Below are 15,560 nucleotides of genomic sequence, written 5' to 3' on the forward strand. Positions count from 1 at the left end.
TCATTTCCGCAAAATAGTATATCCGCTGCTTTGCAGCGCCTCGTCCAGCTTGACCGACAGCTCCTTCTTATGCGCAGTATCGCGGTAAGCAAGTGCCGCATACAGCTTGCCTTTGGTGCCTGCGGAGTGCTCCTTGCCCGGCGGATGAAGCGTTCCTGAAGTTAAAGGAATCACGCCTTCCCCGTTTTCCGCGCCGAACAGAATATTCGCTTGCTCCAAATGCTGCAGCAGCACTTCATAAGAGGCTCGCCCCATAGAAACCAGCGGGACCTGAATCAGAACTGCATGGATGTCTTCCCGGTTCAGATACCGGTCTACACTGTGCTTGATCAGACTCATCGATTTCCGTGCGTTAATCTCGACCAGAGGCGCGATTGAGCCGTCGCGCAGCAGCATCGAATCCACACAGACATCGCCATAATAGCCATCCTTGTAGAGATTTCTCCCTATACTGTGCATGATTTCACAATAATTCTCCTGCTCCAGCCTATCCAGCAGCGCTTTGCCGGGAGACTGTGATTCTCCGAAGGCAAACCCGTTGTTCACCAGTTGCTGCACAGACACAATGGAGATTGCACCTGCTTGATCAATGTGAAATTGACAGGAGAAGTCCATTTCGCGGTCGAGCAGCCGCTCCATTACAAAACGGATTCGCTTCTCCTTATTCCTGCCGGATTCCAGATACCCGGCAATTCTGCGCAGGGTCCGCTCGGAATCTACCAGCTGGTTTCCTTTGCCGGAAACACCATACTCATCCTTAATCAGGAATGGGCCCTTCTCCAGCATTTGCAGCCCGGTATTCAGCAATTCCTGGACGCTGTCAACTGCTAATCCTACGTTCGGCAACGACAATCGGTCCCGCATAGCAATCGAGTAGGATTTGGTGTTCACGCTGCGAACCGTCTGCTCGTCCGGCAGTTCAGGCTGAAGGCGGTAGCGCCTTAGGGCATTCTGTGTTCCGGGAAGCACGGCAAAAGGGGAAAGCGACGCTCCCCCGGGTATCATCCTGGCTAATGGGCCTTCCGGGTCCAGTCTGTCCAGCAGCTCAAATATATTCAGACTCTCCTGCGCAGCACCTTCCTCTTGCAATGTCATCGGATACACATTGGTAGTGAATGCGTAGCCGAGGGAATGCAAATAATCGACCTGCGCTTTGTTCATGCCGTAACGGGTCAGCAGAACATCGCCGCTGCCGCAGAATACAAACAGCATTTCATCCATAGCCTGCACAATGGACATCCCGCTCAGGTCGGGAATGGAAGGCAGCGCGGCGAGGTCTTTCTCCCGCCAGTACCGTTCCGACTCAAAGCTGCCGCAATGCACCGTAGTCTTCATTGTCCGGTAAGCCCGGCAACATAACCCGTGAAACGGTCTACCGATTTCAAATGCTCCAGATCAAAGGTATCGAAATCAACTTCGATATTGAACTCGTCTTCGATCCTAAGAATAAAATTAATAATCTGGAGAGAATCCAGAGCAGCGTCAATCGTCAAATCGGAGCTGCCGTCAAGCGTTTGCAACAACGCTGGATCCTCCTTGATTTCCGCTATGATTTCAATAACTTTTTGCTGCATGTGTATACTCCTTTCTCTGTGCTTACTTGGATGGAATGAAAAGAATATACCAAATTTAAAACTGTTAATATATGGTTGAATGCGCCAAAATATTCAGTTATACTAGATGGATTCCAGACTACTAATCTTACTTATTCTTCTACTTCTAGCTGAAACGGAGGCTCGTCTATGGAGGTTTTTCCGGTAGTTGCTGGGGAATATCTATTTGACACAAATTCACCGGTTCAAGTGTTGCTGACCGAAGAATCGCTCACATCTGTTCTCCACCAGCATGATTTCATGGAGATCGCATATGTGCTTGAGGGAGAGGGCATTCAGCTTATCGCCGGGGACAAGATACAGGTTGCAAAAGGTGATCTGTTTGTCATCCCGCCTGATGTATCCCATGTGTTCCAGCCCCGGGATCTGAGCGGAACACAGCCGCTGCGGATCTTGAACTGTATGCTCAGTCCGGAGGTGTTCAAGCTTCCTGCCGCTTTGCCGGCGCTTTTCACGGGGCCGTTCGATGAAGAACAGCAACGCCGGTTGCGGTTGCTGAAAGAACAGAAATCCTGGTTCGGATGCCACGGGCAGGGAATGGAACTGGAGGTCTTGTTCCGCCGCATGCAGGAGTTACATAACAACAGCCCATCGGCAGATCCACTAAGGCTGTATCCCTTATTATTTGAACTTTTAAGGATTGTCGAGCCTTGTGCGGGTGTTCCTTTCTCAGACCGTTTACAGCAGGCAGATGATCCGCTGCATGATGTAATTTTATATATGGTCAGTAATTTCAAGCAGAGAATTTCATTGAAGGAGATCAGCCGCTATATTTCCATGAGCTCGCGCCAGTTTCAAAGACTGTTCAAGCTGAAGACCGGCAAATCCTATATCCAGGTGTTTCAGGAAATTCGTATGAAATACAGCTGTGCACTGCTGATGTTCACAGACTTCGGCATTCAGAAAATTGCGCTTGAGGTCGGGATCGGAGATATGAAATACTTCTACCGTTTGTTCCGCGAATACAGCGGGATGACACCGGGCAATTACCGTAATTGGGGGCACAGCCATTTCTTAATTGGCAAGGAGGTGATAAGTTTTGCTGAACATCCTGCCCGTTAAAAGCACCCCCTACCCTACGCTTCGCAGCTGTATCGATGACTGTATCCAATCAGTGGCTGAATGGCAGGGTAAAGACAGCAAGTACATGTACGGCAATGCCTGGCAGTTCTCCTTCAAGGAACAACAGTCTTCAGAACAGTCCGTCATCGACCGGGTATCAACTCCGCGAATCAGCAAGGAGTATCTGGCGGCTTATCATGGGATAAATTTCACATATGTCAACCGTGAAGAGCCGGCGATGGACAAGTCTTTTCTGCTTGAAATGCTGGAGAAGCGGCTCGCTGGCGGCATGCCTGTTCTGGTAGGATTCGATTCCTATAGCTGCCCCTGGTGTCTGGCCTACCGTAGGCTGCATACTTCACATGCCTGTCTGGCTGTAGGCGTCGATCGTTCAAGCCGGAAGATTTATTTAACGGATGGCTACTACGGCCGCCCCCTGGAAACGGTGGATTTGGATGAATGGGAGTCCGCCTGCCATTTCTTCGCAGAGTTCAGCCTGTGCGAAGCATCGCGCCCCCTTGGGCAATGGCGCCTCGCCCTTGAGCATACGCTGATGAATCAAGAGCATGAAGTCCAGCCGCTCCAGGTTGCGGAGCATCTAAGGGCCTATGCTGATGCCTACCTCGAGACAGGAATAATCGCCGAGAATCCCGAGGAATATAGTGCCTATTTCTTGCTGGCTGCCAACACCCTTCCGATCACACGGATAAGGTACAGCCTTTTCCTGAGTGCCATTTCCGCTGATCAAGAAGTGCCTGAGCTTACCCGGATTGCCGAGGGCTACCGGATTGCCGGGGAGATGTGGAATATGGTGAATCAATTTATGATAAAGGTGATGTGTTCGGGTAACAAACCGGCACAACGCGGCAAAATTCATAAGAAAATGCTTGAAATCATTCACTCGGAAGAAGAGCTGCTGCTTGAGCTGGTGCAATTAGTGAACCAACCCGCATTCAAGAGTTAGATTTCCCATAGACACCACTACAAATAGACCGCTCCTTATTAGGAACGGTCTTCTCTTATTACGTTTAGATCAAATAGATTTTAAGAAATCGTTAACGGCTTGAGTTTTTTTATCTCTGTTCAAGCAACTACTTTTCTAATTGTTCCATGACCAGTGCAATGAACGACTGAACATAACTTTCCTGCTCTGCCTTGGGTCTGCTGGCCATCCATATGGAATGCTTGGTCACAGCGTCTCCTGTTTCAACCTTGGCTAACGTCCCCTGATCAAGATAAGGCTGTGCCAATAAGGAAGAGACAAAGGTAATTCCATAACCGGCTATCACGGCCAGAATCGTCTCGTTCACTCCATTAAATTGCAGTTCGATCTTGGGTTGCCCTACTTTTCTGTCTTCGCACAGCCGAAGCAGTCTCTCTCTGACCGCACTGCCTTCCTCTCTCATAATAAAAGCCTCAGATACCATGTCTCCAAGGCAGACCTGCTGCTTGGCAAAAGGGTGCCCGGAAGAAACCACAAACACATACTCATCCTTGTACAATTCGCGGTATTCAAAGTTTCCCGTATTATGGGATGGGAACTCCATATCACTGTAAATAGCCACGTCCGCTTCAAAGTTTATTAATTTTTCCATAGTTTCGTAAGAATTGGCGGTCGAAATCTGAATTCCAAGGTCGCGAAACCGTTGTTTAAATAAGGAGGCCCATCTGGGAATGAGCAGGCTTGTGGCAAGGTAATTGCCTGCGATGCGGATATTCCCTATCGGAAATTTATGATAATCTTCAATCATTTGCTCTATTTGTTCACCCATGGCAAACAGTTTCTCAAGTGGCTGGATCAGCCTGTGTCCAAGTGGTGTGAGCGCCATCCTCTTTCCTCTCACTTCTAATAACGTAATGTTATTCTCCCGTTCAAACTTACGAATCTGTGCGGATATCGCGGGTTGGCTGATATGCAATCGCTCCGAGGCTTTGGTTACACTACCTGTTATCGCCACGTAATAAAACAATCTCAATACATGAAAGTTCATCTGAATACCTTCCTAACGATATGAATGGAACGCTGTATTTGTGCAAACAGGAATTTTCAACTATAAATATACATTATGAATATTAATTATTATATAATGTTTATTTATATTCTCTTATTTTATACTTACATCTATAAATAAGGGAGGCTTCGAACATGACAGAAACCGTATTATATTTAACCCGCCATGGGCAGACAGAATGGAATTTGCAGAAAAGAATGCAAGGGCATCAGAATTCAGCGCTTACTACCCTGGGAAAGCAGCAAGCTGAATGGTTGAAGGAACGTTTAGAGGGAGAGAACTTAGGCGCGATCTATTCAAGTAGCAGTCTAAGAGCATTCCATACCGCACAAATTTTGAGGGGAAATCGAACGCTGCCTATTCAACAGTTGGATGAGCTGATGGAAATCAATATGGGGATATGGGAAGGAATGAAAACCGAGCAAATAGAGCAAGATTATCCCTTGCAATATGCTCGATTTTTCACCAATCCTGATCTATATGTTCCTGTCAGCTTAGGCGAGACGTATGAACAGCTAGAACAAAGAGTGATTCCCGCTGTTGAGTGCATCCTTAAAGATAACCTGGGACAGAAGCTGCTCATTGTTACACACCGAATGACCTTGAAAGTTATAATGGCTCATTTTCTCAATAAAACACTGCGGGAAATCGGGGAAATGCCGGATATTTTCTCCACTGCTTTATGTAAAGTACAAGTAATAAATGGAATACCACACGTCGATTTGCTGGGTGATACTTCACATTATCGTGGAGCACAGAACCAGGGAAGCAGAACCGGTAAAGCTACTTGTTAGCAAATGGGAGACCGGTTCTGCTTGAGTTAGGACAAATTGCTTCTAAGGACTCCTAGCTTTTTCAAATTCAATATAATCGATAACATGCAGCTGAGTGAAACAAGCCCCATCCATAGGAATAGGGAATACGACATCCACACGCTAATCATGTAGTAATTATTGTTTAACAGATAAGGCCAGAATATAACCATTACCAGCAACATCGCTCTTAGGATAATAACAAGAATTACTATAATCCTCTTGTTCCTTGTCTTTTGAACATTTTTATTTTGCTTGCTTCCTCCAGCTAATTTAATCACCTTAAGACTTAAACTAATGGCTGTTAGTAAGGCCAGGAACGAAAAGATCAAATCAAGCAATATATAACTGTCATCGTATGTAAATTTGTTCATTGGATTACCATTCATATTCTCATGCAGGTTATGTGCAATCAGCGATGGTGCAGTTGAATTCAAATTAGTTAATACTAATACGGCCTCAAGTTTCCCTATATCCATAATAAAATGTGAGGAATAATTAGGATTACTTCCACTGTGACTAATCACCCGTTCTTCTGGATCATTACTCCAACCGTATGAATAGTATTGGTTCTTCTCTTCATATCCAGCGGTTTGGAGGTCCACCTCATGAGATTGCCGAATAGCTCTCCTCAGACCCTCCGGGATATCACCCATTCCTAATTGGGCATTCATCCAATGCTCCAAATCCTTTATATTCGTCACCAAATATCCTGCAGCAATATTCCCATAATATCTGGGGGCATCATATTGGAAGCTTTTGCCGAAAAACACCCGGTATCCTCTGGTAAGCTGATCCGGTTTCTGTTCCTGACCTGTTGAAAAATAACTGTCCGTCATTTTTAGCGGAACCAGTATATTCTGAGTTACATAATTCTGATAGCTTGTACCTGTAACTTTCTCAATAATCATCGCCAGAATATCATAATTTACAGTTGCATACTGATATTCTGCCCCCGGGTATGTATCCAATGAAATATCTGAAATCTTATTTATGGTTTCGTCAAGCAGATTCTCAGTAGTTCCTTCAGGAATTAACTTTATACTCCAAGACGGAATCCCACTTGTATGTGCTAACAGCTGATCAATTGTAATATTCACATTCTCTTCTTGAAAGGTTGGGACAAAACGGGGAAGATACTCTGAGACAGCATCCGAATAAGCCAATTTCCCCTCATCTTTCAACAGAATAATAGCCAGAGCTGTAAACGCCTTAGTCGTCGATCCTAATTCAAATAACGATTCTTCAGTGACCTTCTTGTCTAGGTCAACATCTGCGTATCCGTATACTTTATAATCTGTATTGCCCTGCTTGGATGAGACTATGGCTACTCCTGGAGTCGCTGTTTTGGCCATAAGGGTCTCTACCATATGCTCCTCAGTATCATATTTCCCTACCGTAAACAACGTTCCAAACGCGCCCCTGTCAACAGCGGCAGTAATGATTACGATAAGCAAGATTACACTTGCTAGTGCTAAGCCTTTTCTCCTAAATAAGTTCTTCATTGTCTCTCCTCTTCATGTTCGTAATATTTCTTACTCCGTACAGCATCGTTCTTCATTTAGTTAGACGTTCTATTCCTCAACTTCTCTGCAGCTATTTGACAGAAATCCTCTCCACTAACCGTTTACACAAATCTGAAGACAACCAAAAAAGCTCCCGCCAAAACATCAGCAGAAGCTTCTTTGAACTATTTTTAGACATTTCAGGTCAATTAGTATCTTCGTCACTTTTGTATTCTAAGATATCGCCAGGCTGACATTCTAAAGCCTTACAAATCGCCTCTAAAGTGGAGAAGCGAATTGCTTTTGCCTTTCCATTTTTTAATATAGACAGGTTAGCCATCGTGATTCCAACCCTCTCCGTAAGTTCGGTTACGCTCATTTTCCGCTTAGCCAACATCACATCAATATTGATTATAATCGCCATAGTTTTCACCTCAGACTGTCAAATCATTTTCAGATTTTAGTTCAATCGCCTCTGTTAAAAGCCTTTGGAGAACAGCAGCAAAAACGGTAATCACCATGGAGGCAAAGATAATAATCAATCCGATGACTATGATTCCAGGGGCATCATCCTTCTCCGCTATGAGATAGAAGAGTGGCATGCCTAACACATACACGCTGCTGATTGTAATCGCACAGTATTTTATATTTTTTAATACTCGTACTGATAATTCTGAGAAAGCTTTGTTCTTGTCAATATAGCCCAGAAGTTTAAAAGCTTGATACAGAGCAATGTAAAAAGGAATCGCCGATGCATATAAATCGAGATAAACGAGAAATTGGATGTACGTCATCTCCGGATACAATTCTGCTGCAAAATTTGCGATCTCAGGTACCAGAAATATGCACAAAGCCAGAACCGGGATTCCAATCAGAATAACTGCTGCCTTTAAAAAGAGTGTTGTTCCTCGTTTCATAAAAAGCCCCTCACTTATGTTTAAATTTAATATGACTTTAGCATATAATTTATCGTTTTTCAATAAATAATTAGTGAATTTAAATATATTATTGTTGTTAAAAGTAAAATCCAAAAAAAAGCTCCTGCAGCACTATGCTGCAGAAGCTTTAATCTTTTCGTCACTTAAGCGCAACGCCCTTTACGCTCACTCAAATCTGCGACAACAGACCAGCTCTGTTGCCGGCTGTTTAAAACACTTTTGTCGTCCACGATTCGCAGTTCCACGTTTCTGTCACAATATCGCGGTAAAACTCGGGCTCATGGGAGATCAGCAAAATGCTGCCCTTGTACGCCTTGAGCGCACGCTGTAGCTCGTCCTTCGCATCCACGTCGAGATGGTTGGTTGGTTCGTCCAGTACGAGCAGATTTGTCTCACGGTTGATCAGCTTGCATAAACGGACTTTGGCTTTCTCGCCGCCGCTTAAGACCGCGATCTTGCTCTCGATATGCTTGGTCGTCAGACCGCATTTAGCAAGAGCCGCCCGAATTTCAAACTGCGTATAGGACGGGAACTCGGTCCAAATTTCTTCAATACAGGTGTTGTAGTTCGCATCCTTCATTTCCTGCTCGAAATAGCCGATTTCCAGCAGGTCGCCGAGCTTGACCGAACCGGAGATCGCCTGAATCTGGCCGAGAATGCTGCGCAGCAGCGTCGTCTTCCCGATCCCGTTCGCACCGACGAGCGCTATTTTTTGTCCCCGCTCCATGCGCAGGTTCAGCGGTCTGGACAGCGGAGAATCGTAACCGATCACGAGTTCATTCGTTTCGAAAATCAGCTTGCCGGAAGTGCGCGCGTCCTTAAAGTTGAACTGCGGCTTCGGTTTTTCCCTCGCGAGCTCGATAACCTCCATCTTGTCCAGCTTCTTCTGCCGGGACATCGCCATATTCCGCGTAGCCACGCTGGCCTTATTCCGCGCAACAAAGTCCTTCAGATCTGCGATTTCCTGCTGCTGACGTTTGAACGCAGATTCAAGCTGCGATTTTTTCGCCTCGTACACCTGCTGGAAATAGTCATAATCCCCCACATAACGGGTCAGTGCCTGATTCTCCATATGGTAGATCAGGTTGATGACACTGTTCAGGAACGGAATGTCATGCGAGATCAGAATGAAGGCATTTTCGTATTCCTGCAAATACCGCTTCAGCCACACGATGTGCTGCTCGTCAAGATAGTTCGTAGGCTCGTCAAGCAGCAGAATGTCCGGCTTCTCCAGCAGCAGTTTAGCCAGCAGCACCTTAGTCCGCTGCCCCCCGCTAAGGTCATGGACGTCCTTATCCAAGCCGATGTCGGTAAGTCCAAGTCCGCGGGCGGTTTCGTCGATTTTGGCGTCGATCATATAGAAATCCTGGCTCGTCAATGTGTCCTGAATGGTTCCAACATCCTCGAGCAGCTGCTCCAGCTCCTCTGGGGACACCTCACCCATTTTGCCGTACATGTCGTTCATCTCTTGTTCCATATCGAACAGATACTGGAACGCTCCGCGCAATACATCGCGGATCGATTGTCCTTTGGTAAGCACCGCGTGCTGGTCCAGATATCCGGTCCGCACTCGTTTAGCCCATTCAACTTTACCTTCGTCCGGTTGAAGCTTGTCTGTGATGATGTTCATGAAGGTGGATTTACCTTCACCGTTGGCACCGATCAGACCGATATGTTCGCCCTTCAGCAGGCGGAAGGATACATCGGTAAAGATCGCGCGGTCGCCAAACCCGTGACTCAGCTTTTCTACGTTTAATATGCTCATGTATTTAACACCTTTTCCTTTATTCTTTATACTCGTCATATTATAAAGGCTAAAGCGCCACAACTCCATACGGTTTTAAAAAATCTTACATTTCCCTTAACCAAAAACAAGCCATCCCCTCACACGGTCTAAGGGGAAGGCTTGTTCAATTATGCTTCATTGCACTGTGGCTGGGCTGTCCCCGGAAGTATCAGAGCGCCGCAATCCGCTGCTGGATGCGCGGAAACAGCCCAAAGGCATTCTCGCAAAATACCTTCTCGTGATGCTGCTCAGGCACAAGCCGGCGGACGAATTCCGCATACAGGTCAATTGGGGCAAGCGGCCAATCGGTGCCGAACAACATTTTCTCGTAATGGTCGGAGTACACCAGTGCCCGGCGGAAATGGTCCATGAACAAGGGTTCGTTCATAAACCGTTCAAAATGGGGCCGGTCGCCGACGACAAGGCCGGACAAATCGGCATAGACGTTCGGATTCTTGGCCACCACTTCGGCAGCGTCCATCACCCAGGGATCGCCCAGATGGCAGATCATAAAGTTCACGCCCCGCTGCTGGTAGGCTAATTCATCCACGGTAAGAGGATGCGAATACTTAAGCAATCCATTCATCGAATACGTATCGCCGGTATGAATGACCACAGGCAAGCCGTATTTGGCAGCCAGCTCATAGACGGGTGTATAGATTTTGTCATAGACGTAATGATGGTAGTACCCGGCGTAGAGCTTAATTCCCGCTACCTCGGGAGCTTGCAGCCGTGCTTCGATTCGGTCAAGCTCCTCTTGGACCTGGCCCCCTGCAAGCATGTTCGGGTTGATGCCAACGCATTCCATTAAGAACGGCGGAACATTGGCTTCCAAATCAAGACCCATCGGATTGGGTGAAGTAGAGTCAGGAAAGGCACCCTTCGTCTGTTCCGTGACCCCCATACCAATGCCTAGAACGACACCGTTCTTGTCAAACTCTGCCTTGAGGCCAGCGGCTGTGTAATCGACCTTGGACAGATCCGCCGCTGTTTGATGAAAGCTGTCGATGTCAGACAGATGAATGTGTATATCAATGATCGGCATTTAAGCTCTCCTTTTCGTCAGTGGGACTGGCAAAGGCCAGCTTCAGAAGTCCCCGTACATCCTCTGAATTCAGAGGGATCTCCCCCATGATCAGGAAGGTTGGCTGTGTCCAAGCAGTTTCTCCGTTCAGAAGTGGAAGATGATGATCCACATCATGAGCGAACACCTTATTGTTCACATACGCTGAAGCCCTCTGGTTGGGGTAATTATTCACAACATGCAGCATATCCTTACGTGAAGCCGCACCGACTCGCAAGATCCCCTTGGAATCCAGATGAGCTTCCACTTTCCCAAGAATGAATTTGCCTTCCCCGGGGAATTCCATCCATCCTTCGGAAAAAACAGGTGAAGGCTTGAAGTAACTATCCTCCGATAGCGAATACTGTGGCAGAACCATTCCACTTCCGTTGGTCACCGAATGGAGCATACAGAGCACCGGAACGCCGGGCAGCATAAGGTAATGCTGGTTGATTGTGATCCCCCGGTTTGCCTCCTGCTTTTCGATAGAAGTGGTTAACCGCAGGCCTTTCCAGACATTGCCGTGAACATCCTTCCGCTTCACCCATGCTGCGGTTCTCGTCTCCTGCTGCCGGCTGAATCCACCCATTCCGGAAATTCCTACGCCGAGACCACCGTACCAAGGATTCCACCAGGAACGCGGAACGGCTTCCGGGTAGGAGCTGTCCAGCCATTCTTCCCCTTGGTGCTTAAGGGAATACACCACGCTTCCGAACTGAGGGGCAGCCGCTATCGAAAGTACTCCGTTACTCACCGTATAAACGGAACCCGCCGGACCTTCTTCGATCTCGCAAACAACAGTTGTTTCCGTCTGAGGGAACCAAAGACCCGACCGCTCCTGAATGCGATCCTCTCCGCGATAGACGACCCGGACCTTCTGGCCGGAGTTGCTGTGTCCCGGTGATCCCATTTCCTCAGGAGAGAGCTCAAAGCCCGCAGAGCGTAAATCCTGCTCCCTTTGCAACTCGATACCAGCCGCTCTCTGCTCCGCTCCGCCATCGTTTTGCACATACAGATCGAGGCTTCCTGCAAGCGGGGTCATCTTTCGTTCGAGTAGTTCTGCCTGAAGCGCACCCGCCGCAAACGGATTTCCGCCGCCGAGTGTGAGTTCCAGATGATCGTCCAGCACCGGGATGACCGAATTCTTCTGCTTTCTGGCGAAGGCGCGGAATTCCGGCCACTTAGGAAAGGTGTTTAGTGCAAACACAGTTGCCTTTGTCCGCACGACCTCTCCAGCGGAAATCTGCCCAAGGTTATGCTCAAGCCCAAGCGTGTATTCCGGGCGAAGCAGCTTCAGAGAAGGGTCCCAGCAAATTCCGCAGGTGACGTTCTCTTCCTTGCAGAACATCCAGTTCTCCGTGACATGGTCGCTGTCCCAAAGACCCGGATCACCGGCGTACGCATCGCCCATGTCCACGTAATGTCCCTGATACGGCAGGATGAGCCGCTTGCCAAAAAAGCCGAAATTCGTCAGTACATACATATTCTCATCCAGTGCTTTGCTGCTGGTGTTGCAGATCTCATGATGAAACTCAGCGATTCCGTTTGCGAATAGCTTAGCCACTGTTGTTATCTCCATACCCGGGAATTCATCCGACGCGTAGAGCGCTTCGAGAACCTGGCTCTCCCCTTCCGGGTAGATCTTCACGCTGACGGCCTGCTTCTTAGAGAATTCTTCTGCGAACGGCTTGCCTAGCTTCGGAAAGGTCCACCAGAAGTTATGGCTGGAGCCGGGATATTCAATCCACATTCCATTGTCGGACTTGTTCATATGGAGCGAGAAGGCGCCGTTCACAGCGACCCACTGATCACCCTCCTGCCCGCCGAAGCGGCCCTGCGTTCCCTTCATTAGAACGGATAGTGTACTTGTGAAGGAGACCGCCTTTTGCCCAATTGGAACGGCCGTCACTTCAATATCTTGTGAGTAAAGCCCGTAGGACAACAGGGTGAAGGGTACCGGGATAGAGGCTTTGCTCTTAGCCGGAACCGTGAAGCGTACTGCACGTTCACCCCACTGCAGAAAATCCTCCTCCGGCAAGTCAAAAGCGAACTCCGCTTCCGAGGCGAAGTTATTCTCCACGTTCAGATACAGCTCAGCCGGACGGCCCGGATACAACTCCCGGGTTGGCAATACAATCTTCATCTTGACCGGAAATTTCGGAGCTACGCCAAGGCGGAACTCAGCCCGCTTGCCACCGATGATCCATTGGCTCGTCACAACCGGATGGGTCTTCTTGTCATTCTGCTCCTCCCGAACCGGATCAAGCTCGAAATCACCCTCTACAATGACCGTTTCTCCCGCAGCGAGCGTAAGTGTAGCGGAAAGATCAAACCGGATGTTCTTGTCGTTCTGGCCCTTGATCTCAATCGCCAGCTCGGAAGCAGAACGATTCTTGATCACATAACGAATCTTGTAAGCGGAGCCAAACACAAGATCATGATCGTCGATTTCAGTGGAGATTTCATAGTCAGGTGTATCAAGAGCGGTCAGCCCGCGACCGGACTTCTCGAATTCTGCCCGCAAGGAGAGTTCTCCCTTTTGCCAAGTGTAATCAAAGAAATCAAAACCACGCTCCCGCCGGCCATCCGGCTGAATGGGAAGTTCTCGGGTGCTGTCTGCGTACCAATCCAGCTCCTCGAAATAGGGAGCAAGCGCCTCCGTCTGCAGAACGGTTGGAATGAAGTTCATCAGATGGACGTAATCTTCATTCTTTTCCCAGAAGAATCCGCATTTCTTATACATCGGCACAGCCTTGGTGTTGCCTGCCCAGGTAAACAGATCGAGACGAGGCCACCCCGCTTCGACTGTCTTACGGACGGCGTTCAAAATCAGATTACGGCCTACCTTGTAACCGTGATAATCAGGTCGCACATTTAATAACGGTACGTACAAAGCCCCTTCATCTTGGCGGTAATGTGCAAAACTGCAGAATCCGACCACCTCTTTGCCATCGACAGCGAGAAACACATGAAGATTGGCCGAAACCTCCATCTCCCTGCGCACACTGTCTTCTGTTCTGTGGTTGGTACCGCCCCCCCAGCTTTCGTTGCTGCGGTTCCACATCTCTGCGACCGCCCCAGCGTAAGAAGGATCGTATTCAATAATGCGGATTTGTTCCGTAGGGATAATTGCTGTCATGAGCTCATCTCCTTATGTTTCAAATATGGATATGTAATCTTCTTTAGCAGGGCAATAATAGCCCTATAAGTTCTCATTATACTATTAATTGGAAGACCATTACGAGGGCTAAAACTCTTATACTTAAAGAATACATAGCACAGTCTGACCCTATTATAGGAAATAGCGGCAGCCATGGACGACGAAATTATGTCCGGACTGCCGCTGTTTTATTGGAGTATCGTTCTCTCTTAACCCATAACACTCAGCTTCTTGTTAGGTTGCTAGAGCAAGCGCGTTACCGCGCTGACTAGTTCAACCCGCTCGTCTTGCGGCCATGACGTCCGCCTGGCAAACCGGCATCCTGTCCCCTTCCCGGCTCCGGCACTAGCATGAGAATGACAATACCTGCGATGAACAAGACGACAAGGCTGAAGACCCCCATGTTCGTGTGGCCGGTGAGCTGCGCGGTGACTCCGATTAGAAGAGGCCCCAGAATCGATGCGAACTTGTCGAAAATATTATAAAACCCGAAAAACCGGTTAGCGTTCTCCTTCGGCACCATCCGTGCGAAGTAAGCCCGGCTCAACGCCTGAATGCCGCCTTGCGAGGTGGCGACCAGCATCGCAAGCACCCAGAAGTCGAACACCGACTTCATGAAATACGCGTAGATACATACGATGATGTAGACGCAGATACCGACATATAGCATGGTTTTGCCCGAGAACCGATCCGCCAGACGCCCGTACAACATCGCAAATGGAGCAGCGACGACTTGCGTGACGAACAATATAATAAGCAAATCAGTCGATTTGATGCCCAGATCAGTTCCATAAGCGGTAGACATCGTAATGATCGTCCCGACGCCGTCGATATAGAAAAAATAAGCGAGCAAAAAAAGGAAAATCGCACGATGCTGCTTGATTTGCTTTAAGGTCTCGTAGAGACGCTTGAAGCTGTTCGCGATAATTCGCGGCTCGCGGTTCAAGTAATGCTTCTGGTGTACATTGCGGAGCATGGGTAAGGTGAAGATGCCCCACCAGAGGGCCGTAATGAAGAAAGCGATCTGGCTCGACGCCGTGACGGAGATCGGCAGAATTTCTTGCTCAGCAAGAAGAATGATCGCGATGCTGATGATAAAAGGAATCGTGCTGCCTATATACCCGATCGCAAATCCGCGGGCAGATACCTTATTCATCCGTTCGTTGTCGGTTACGTCTACTAGGAACGCGTCGTAGAACACATTGGAGCCCGCCGACCCGACCGCGATGAACATATAGCAGATGAGCAGCAGCTCCCAGCTATCGTTCGGAATAAACGTGAGCAGCGCGGTAGCGACTATGCCGAGCAAGCTGAAGCAGGCGAAAAACGTTTTTTTGAACCCTTGGTAATCAGCAATTGTGCCCAAGATCGGGCCTAGCAGGGCAAGGATAAACGTCGAAACTGCAACAGCATATCCCAGGTAGGCCGTAGAATCCGCGGCACTAATGCCAGCATCCTGAGCTGCTGCTTTGTAGAAGAGCGGGAAGACTGCCGTCGAAATGATGATGGAGTAGGCGGAATGACCCCAGTCGTACCACATCCAGCTTTTTTCTTCCTTCGAATATGTACTCATAAACTGGACCTCCTGAATGAACTGAATGCTTTTATG

The 15,560-nt window shown here is 48.1% G+C and carries 13 protein-coding genes; 3 read left to right on the plus strand and 10 right to left on the minus strand.

From position 1 onward, the window contains the following. Together ACAN56_RS17285 and ACAN56_RS17290 are read right to left on the minus strand one after the other, a co-directional pair. The gene (locus ACAN56_RS17285; RefSeq protein WP_379144425.1) at positions 1–1,335 is read right to left on the minus strand and encodes an ATP-grasp domain-containing protein; all 1,335 of its coding nucleotides are present in this window, start codon (positions 1,333–1,335) and stop codon (positions 1–3) included. Continuing rightward, a complete protein-coding gene (locus ACAN56_RS17290) occupies positions 1,332–1,574 on the minus strand; it encodes an acyl carrier protein (protein WP_038593838.1) in 243 nt (80 codons plus the stop codon). The genes ACAN56_RS17285 and ACAN56_RS17290 overlap by 4 nt, the downstream gene beginning before the upstream one ends. Before the next feature lie 168 nt (positions 1,575–1,742). On the opposite strand from ACAN56_RS17290, the gene ACAN56_RS17295 reads away from it, so the two are divergent. After that, positions 1,743–2,675 carry a helix-turn-helix domain-containing protein gene (locus ACAN56_RS17295; RefSeq protein WP_379144428.1) on the plus strand — a complete coding sequence of 311 codons (933 nt, stop codon included), beginning with the start codon at positions 1,743–1,745 and terminating at the stop codon, positions 2,673–2,675. Further along, the gene (locus ACAN56_RS17300; RefSeq protein WP_379144430.1) at positions 2,653–3,639 is read left to right on the plus strand and encodes a hypothetical protein; all 987 of its coding nucleotides are present in this window, start codon (positions 2,653–2,655) and stop codon (positions 3,637–3,639) included. Before ACAN56_RS17295 ends, ACAN56_RS17300 begins: the two co-directional genes overlap by 23 nt. 127 nt (positions 3,640–3,766) lie before the next feature. On the opposite strand, the gene ACAN56_RS17305 is transcribed toward ACAN56_RS17300, so the two are convergent. Beyond that, the gene (locus ACAN56_RS17305) at positions 3,767–4,666 is read right to left on the minus strand and encodes a LysR family transcriptional regulator (protein ID WP_379144432.1); all 900 of its coding nucleotides are present in this window, start codon (positions 4,664–4,666) and stop codon (positions 3,767–3,769) included. 155 nt (positions 4,667–4,821) lie between these two features. On the opposite strand from ACAN56_RS17305, the gene ACAN56_RS17310 reads away from it, so the two are divergent. Beyond that, positions 4,822–5,481 carry a histidine phosphatase family protein gene (locus ACAN56_RS17310; RefSeq protein ID WP_379144434.1) on the plus strand — a complete coding sequence of 220 codons (660 nt, stop codon included), beginning with the start codon at positions 4,822–4,824 and terminating at the stop codon, positions 5,479–5,481. A 26-nt stretch (positions 5,482–5,507) separates the two neighbouring features. Here the strand turns inward: ACAN56_RS17310 and ACAN56_RS17315 are convergent, their stop codons facing one another. The 7 genes from ACAN56_RS17315 to ACAN56_RS17345 all read right to left on the minus strand — a co-directional run bounded on the left by ACAN56_RS17315 (position 5,508) and on the right by ACAN56_RS17345 (position 15,524). Continuing rightward, on the minus strand, positions 5,508–7,004 hold the full coding sequence (locus ACAN56_RS17315; protein WP_379144435.1) for a serine hydrolase domain-containing protein: 1,497 nt from the start codon (positions 7,002–7,004) through the stop codon (positions 5,508–5,510). A gap of 205 nt (positions 7,005–7,209) precedes the next feature. Next, a complete protein-coding gene (locus ACAN56_RS17320; RefSeq protein ID WP_038593853.1) occupies positions 7,210–7,428 on the minus strand; it encodes a helix-turn-helix domain-containing protein in 219 nt (72 codons plus the stop codon). Between the two features lie 10 nt (positions 7,429–7,438). Beyond that, on the minus strand, positions 7,439–7,921 hold the full coding sequence (locus ACAN56_RS17325; RefSeq protein WP_379144762.1) for a DUF2975 domain-containing protein: 483 nt from the start codon (positions 7,919–7,921) through the stop codon (positions 7,439–7,441). A 229-nt stretch (positions 7,922–8,150) separates the two neighbouring features. Next, positions 8,151–9,707, minus strand: a complete 1,557-nt coding sequence (locus ACAN56_RS17330) for an ABC-F family ATP-binding cassette domain-containing protein (RefSeq protein ID WP_038593856.1) — start codon at positions 9,705–9,707, stop codon at positions 8,151–8,153. 190 nt (positions 9,708–9,897) lie between these two features. Beyond that, the gene (locus ACAN56_RS17335) at positions 9,898–10,773 is read right to left on the minus strand and encodes an amidohydrolase family protein (protein WP_379144438.1); all 876 of its coding nucleotides are present in this window, start codon (positions 10,771–10,773) and stop codon (positions 9,898–9,900) included. After that, on the minus strand, positions 10,760–13,930 hold the full coding sequence (locus ACAN56_RS17340) for a GNAT family N-acetyltransferase (protein WP_379144441.1): 3,171 nt from the start codon (positions 13,928–13,930) through the stop codon (positions 10,760–10,762). The genes ACAN56_RS17335 and ACAN56_RS17340 overlap by 14 nt, the downstream gene beginning before the upstream one ends. Positions 13,931–14,219: 289 nt before the next feature. Next, positions 14,220–15,524: an MFS transporter gene (locus ACAN56_RS17345; RefSeq protein ID WP_379144443.1), complete on the minus strand. Its 1,305-nt coding sequence runs from the start codon at positions 15,522–15,524 to the stop codon at positions 14,220–14,222. Positions 15,525–15,560 lie beyond the last annotated feature (36 nt).

It is taken from the genome of Paenibacillus paludis (genome assembly GCF_042610515.1).
Classification (GTDB): Bacteria; Bacillota; Bacilli; order Paenibacillales; family Paenibacillaceae; genus Paenibacillus_AQ.

Bases quoted from the DNA above. Each gene is read 5' to 3' on its own strand.
- ACAN56_RS17335 (WP_379144438.1), bottom strand. From the start codon at position 10,773: ATGCCGATCATTGATATACACATTCATCTGTCTGACATCGACAGCTTT.
- ACAN56_RS17340 (WP_379144441.1), bottom strand. From the start codon at position 13,930: ATGACAGCAATTATCCCTACGGAACAAATCCGCATTATTGAATACGAT.
- ACAN56_RS17285 (WP_379144425.1), bottom strand. From the start codon at position 1,335: ATGAAGACTACGGTGCATTGCGGCAGCTTTGAGTCGGAACGGTACTGG.
- ACAN56_RS17295 (WP_379144428.1), top strand. From the start codon at position 1,743: ATGGAGGTTTTTCCGGTAGTTGCTGGGGAATATCTATTTGACACAAAT.
- ACAN56_RS17315 (WP_379144435.1), bottom strand. From the start codon at position 7,004: ATGAAGAACTTATTTAGGAGAAAAGGCTTAGCACTAGCAAGTGTAATC.
- ACAN56_RS17310 (WP_379144434.1), top strand. From the start codon at position 4,822: ATGACAGAAACCGTATTATATTTAACCCGCCATGGGCAGACAGAATGG.
- ACAN56_RS17290 (WP_038593838.1), bottom strand. From the start codon at position 1,574: ATGCAGCAAAAAGTTATTGAAATCATAGCGGAAATCAAGGAGGATCCA.
- ACAN56_RS17325 (WP_379144762.1), bottom strand. From the start codon at position 7,921: ATGAAACGAGGAACAACACTCTTTTTAAAGGCAGCAGTTATTCTGATT.
- ACAN56_RS17320 (WP_038593853.1), bottom strand. From the start codon at position 7,428: ATGGCGATTATAATCAATATTGATGTGATGTTGGCTAAGCGGAAAATG.
- ACAN56_RS17305 (WP_379144432.1), bottom strand. From the start codon at position 4,666: ATGAACTTTCATGTATTGAGATTGTTTTATTACGTGGCGATAACAGGT.
- ACAN56_RS17330 (WP_038593856.1), bottom strand. From the start codon at position 9,707: ATGAGCATATTAAACGTAGAAAAGCTGAGTCACGGGTTTGGCGACCGC.
- ACAN56_RS17345 (WP_379144443.1), bottom strand. From the start codon at position 15,524: ATGAGTACATATTCGAAGGAAGAAAAAAGCTGGATGTGGTACGACTGG.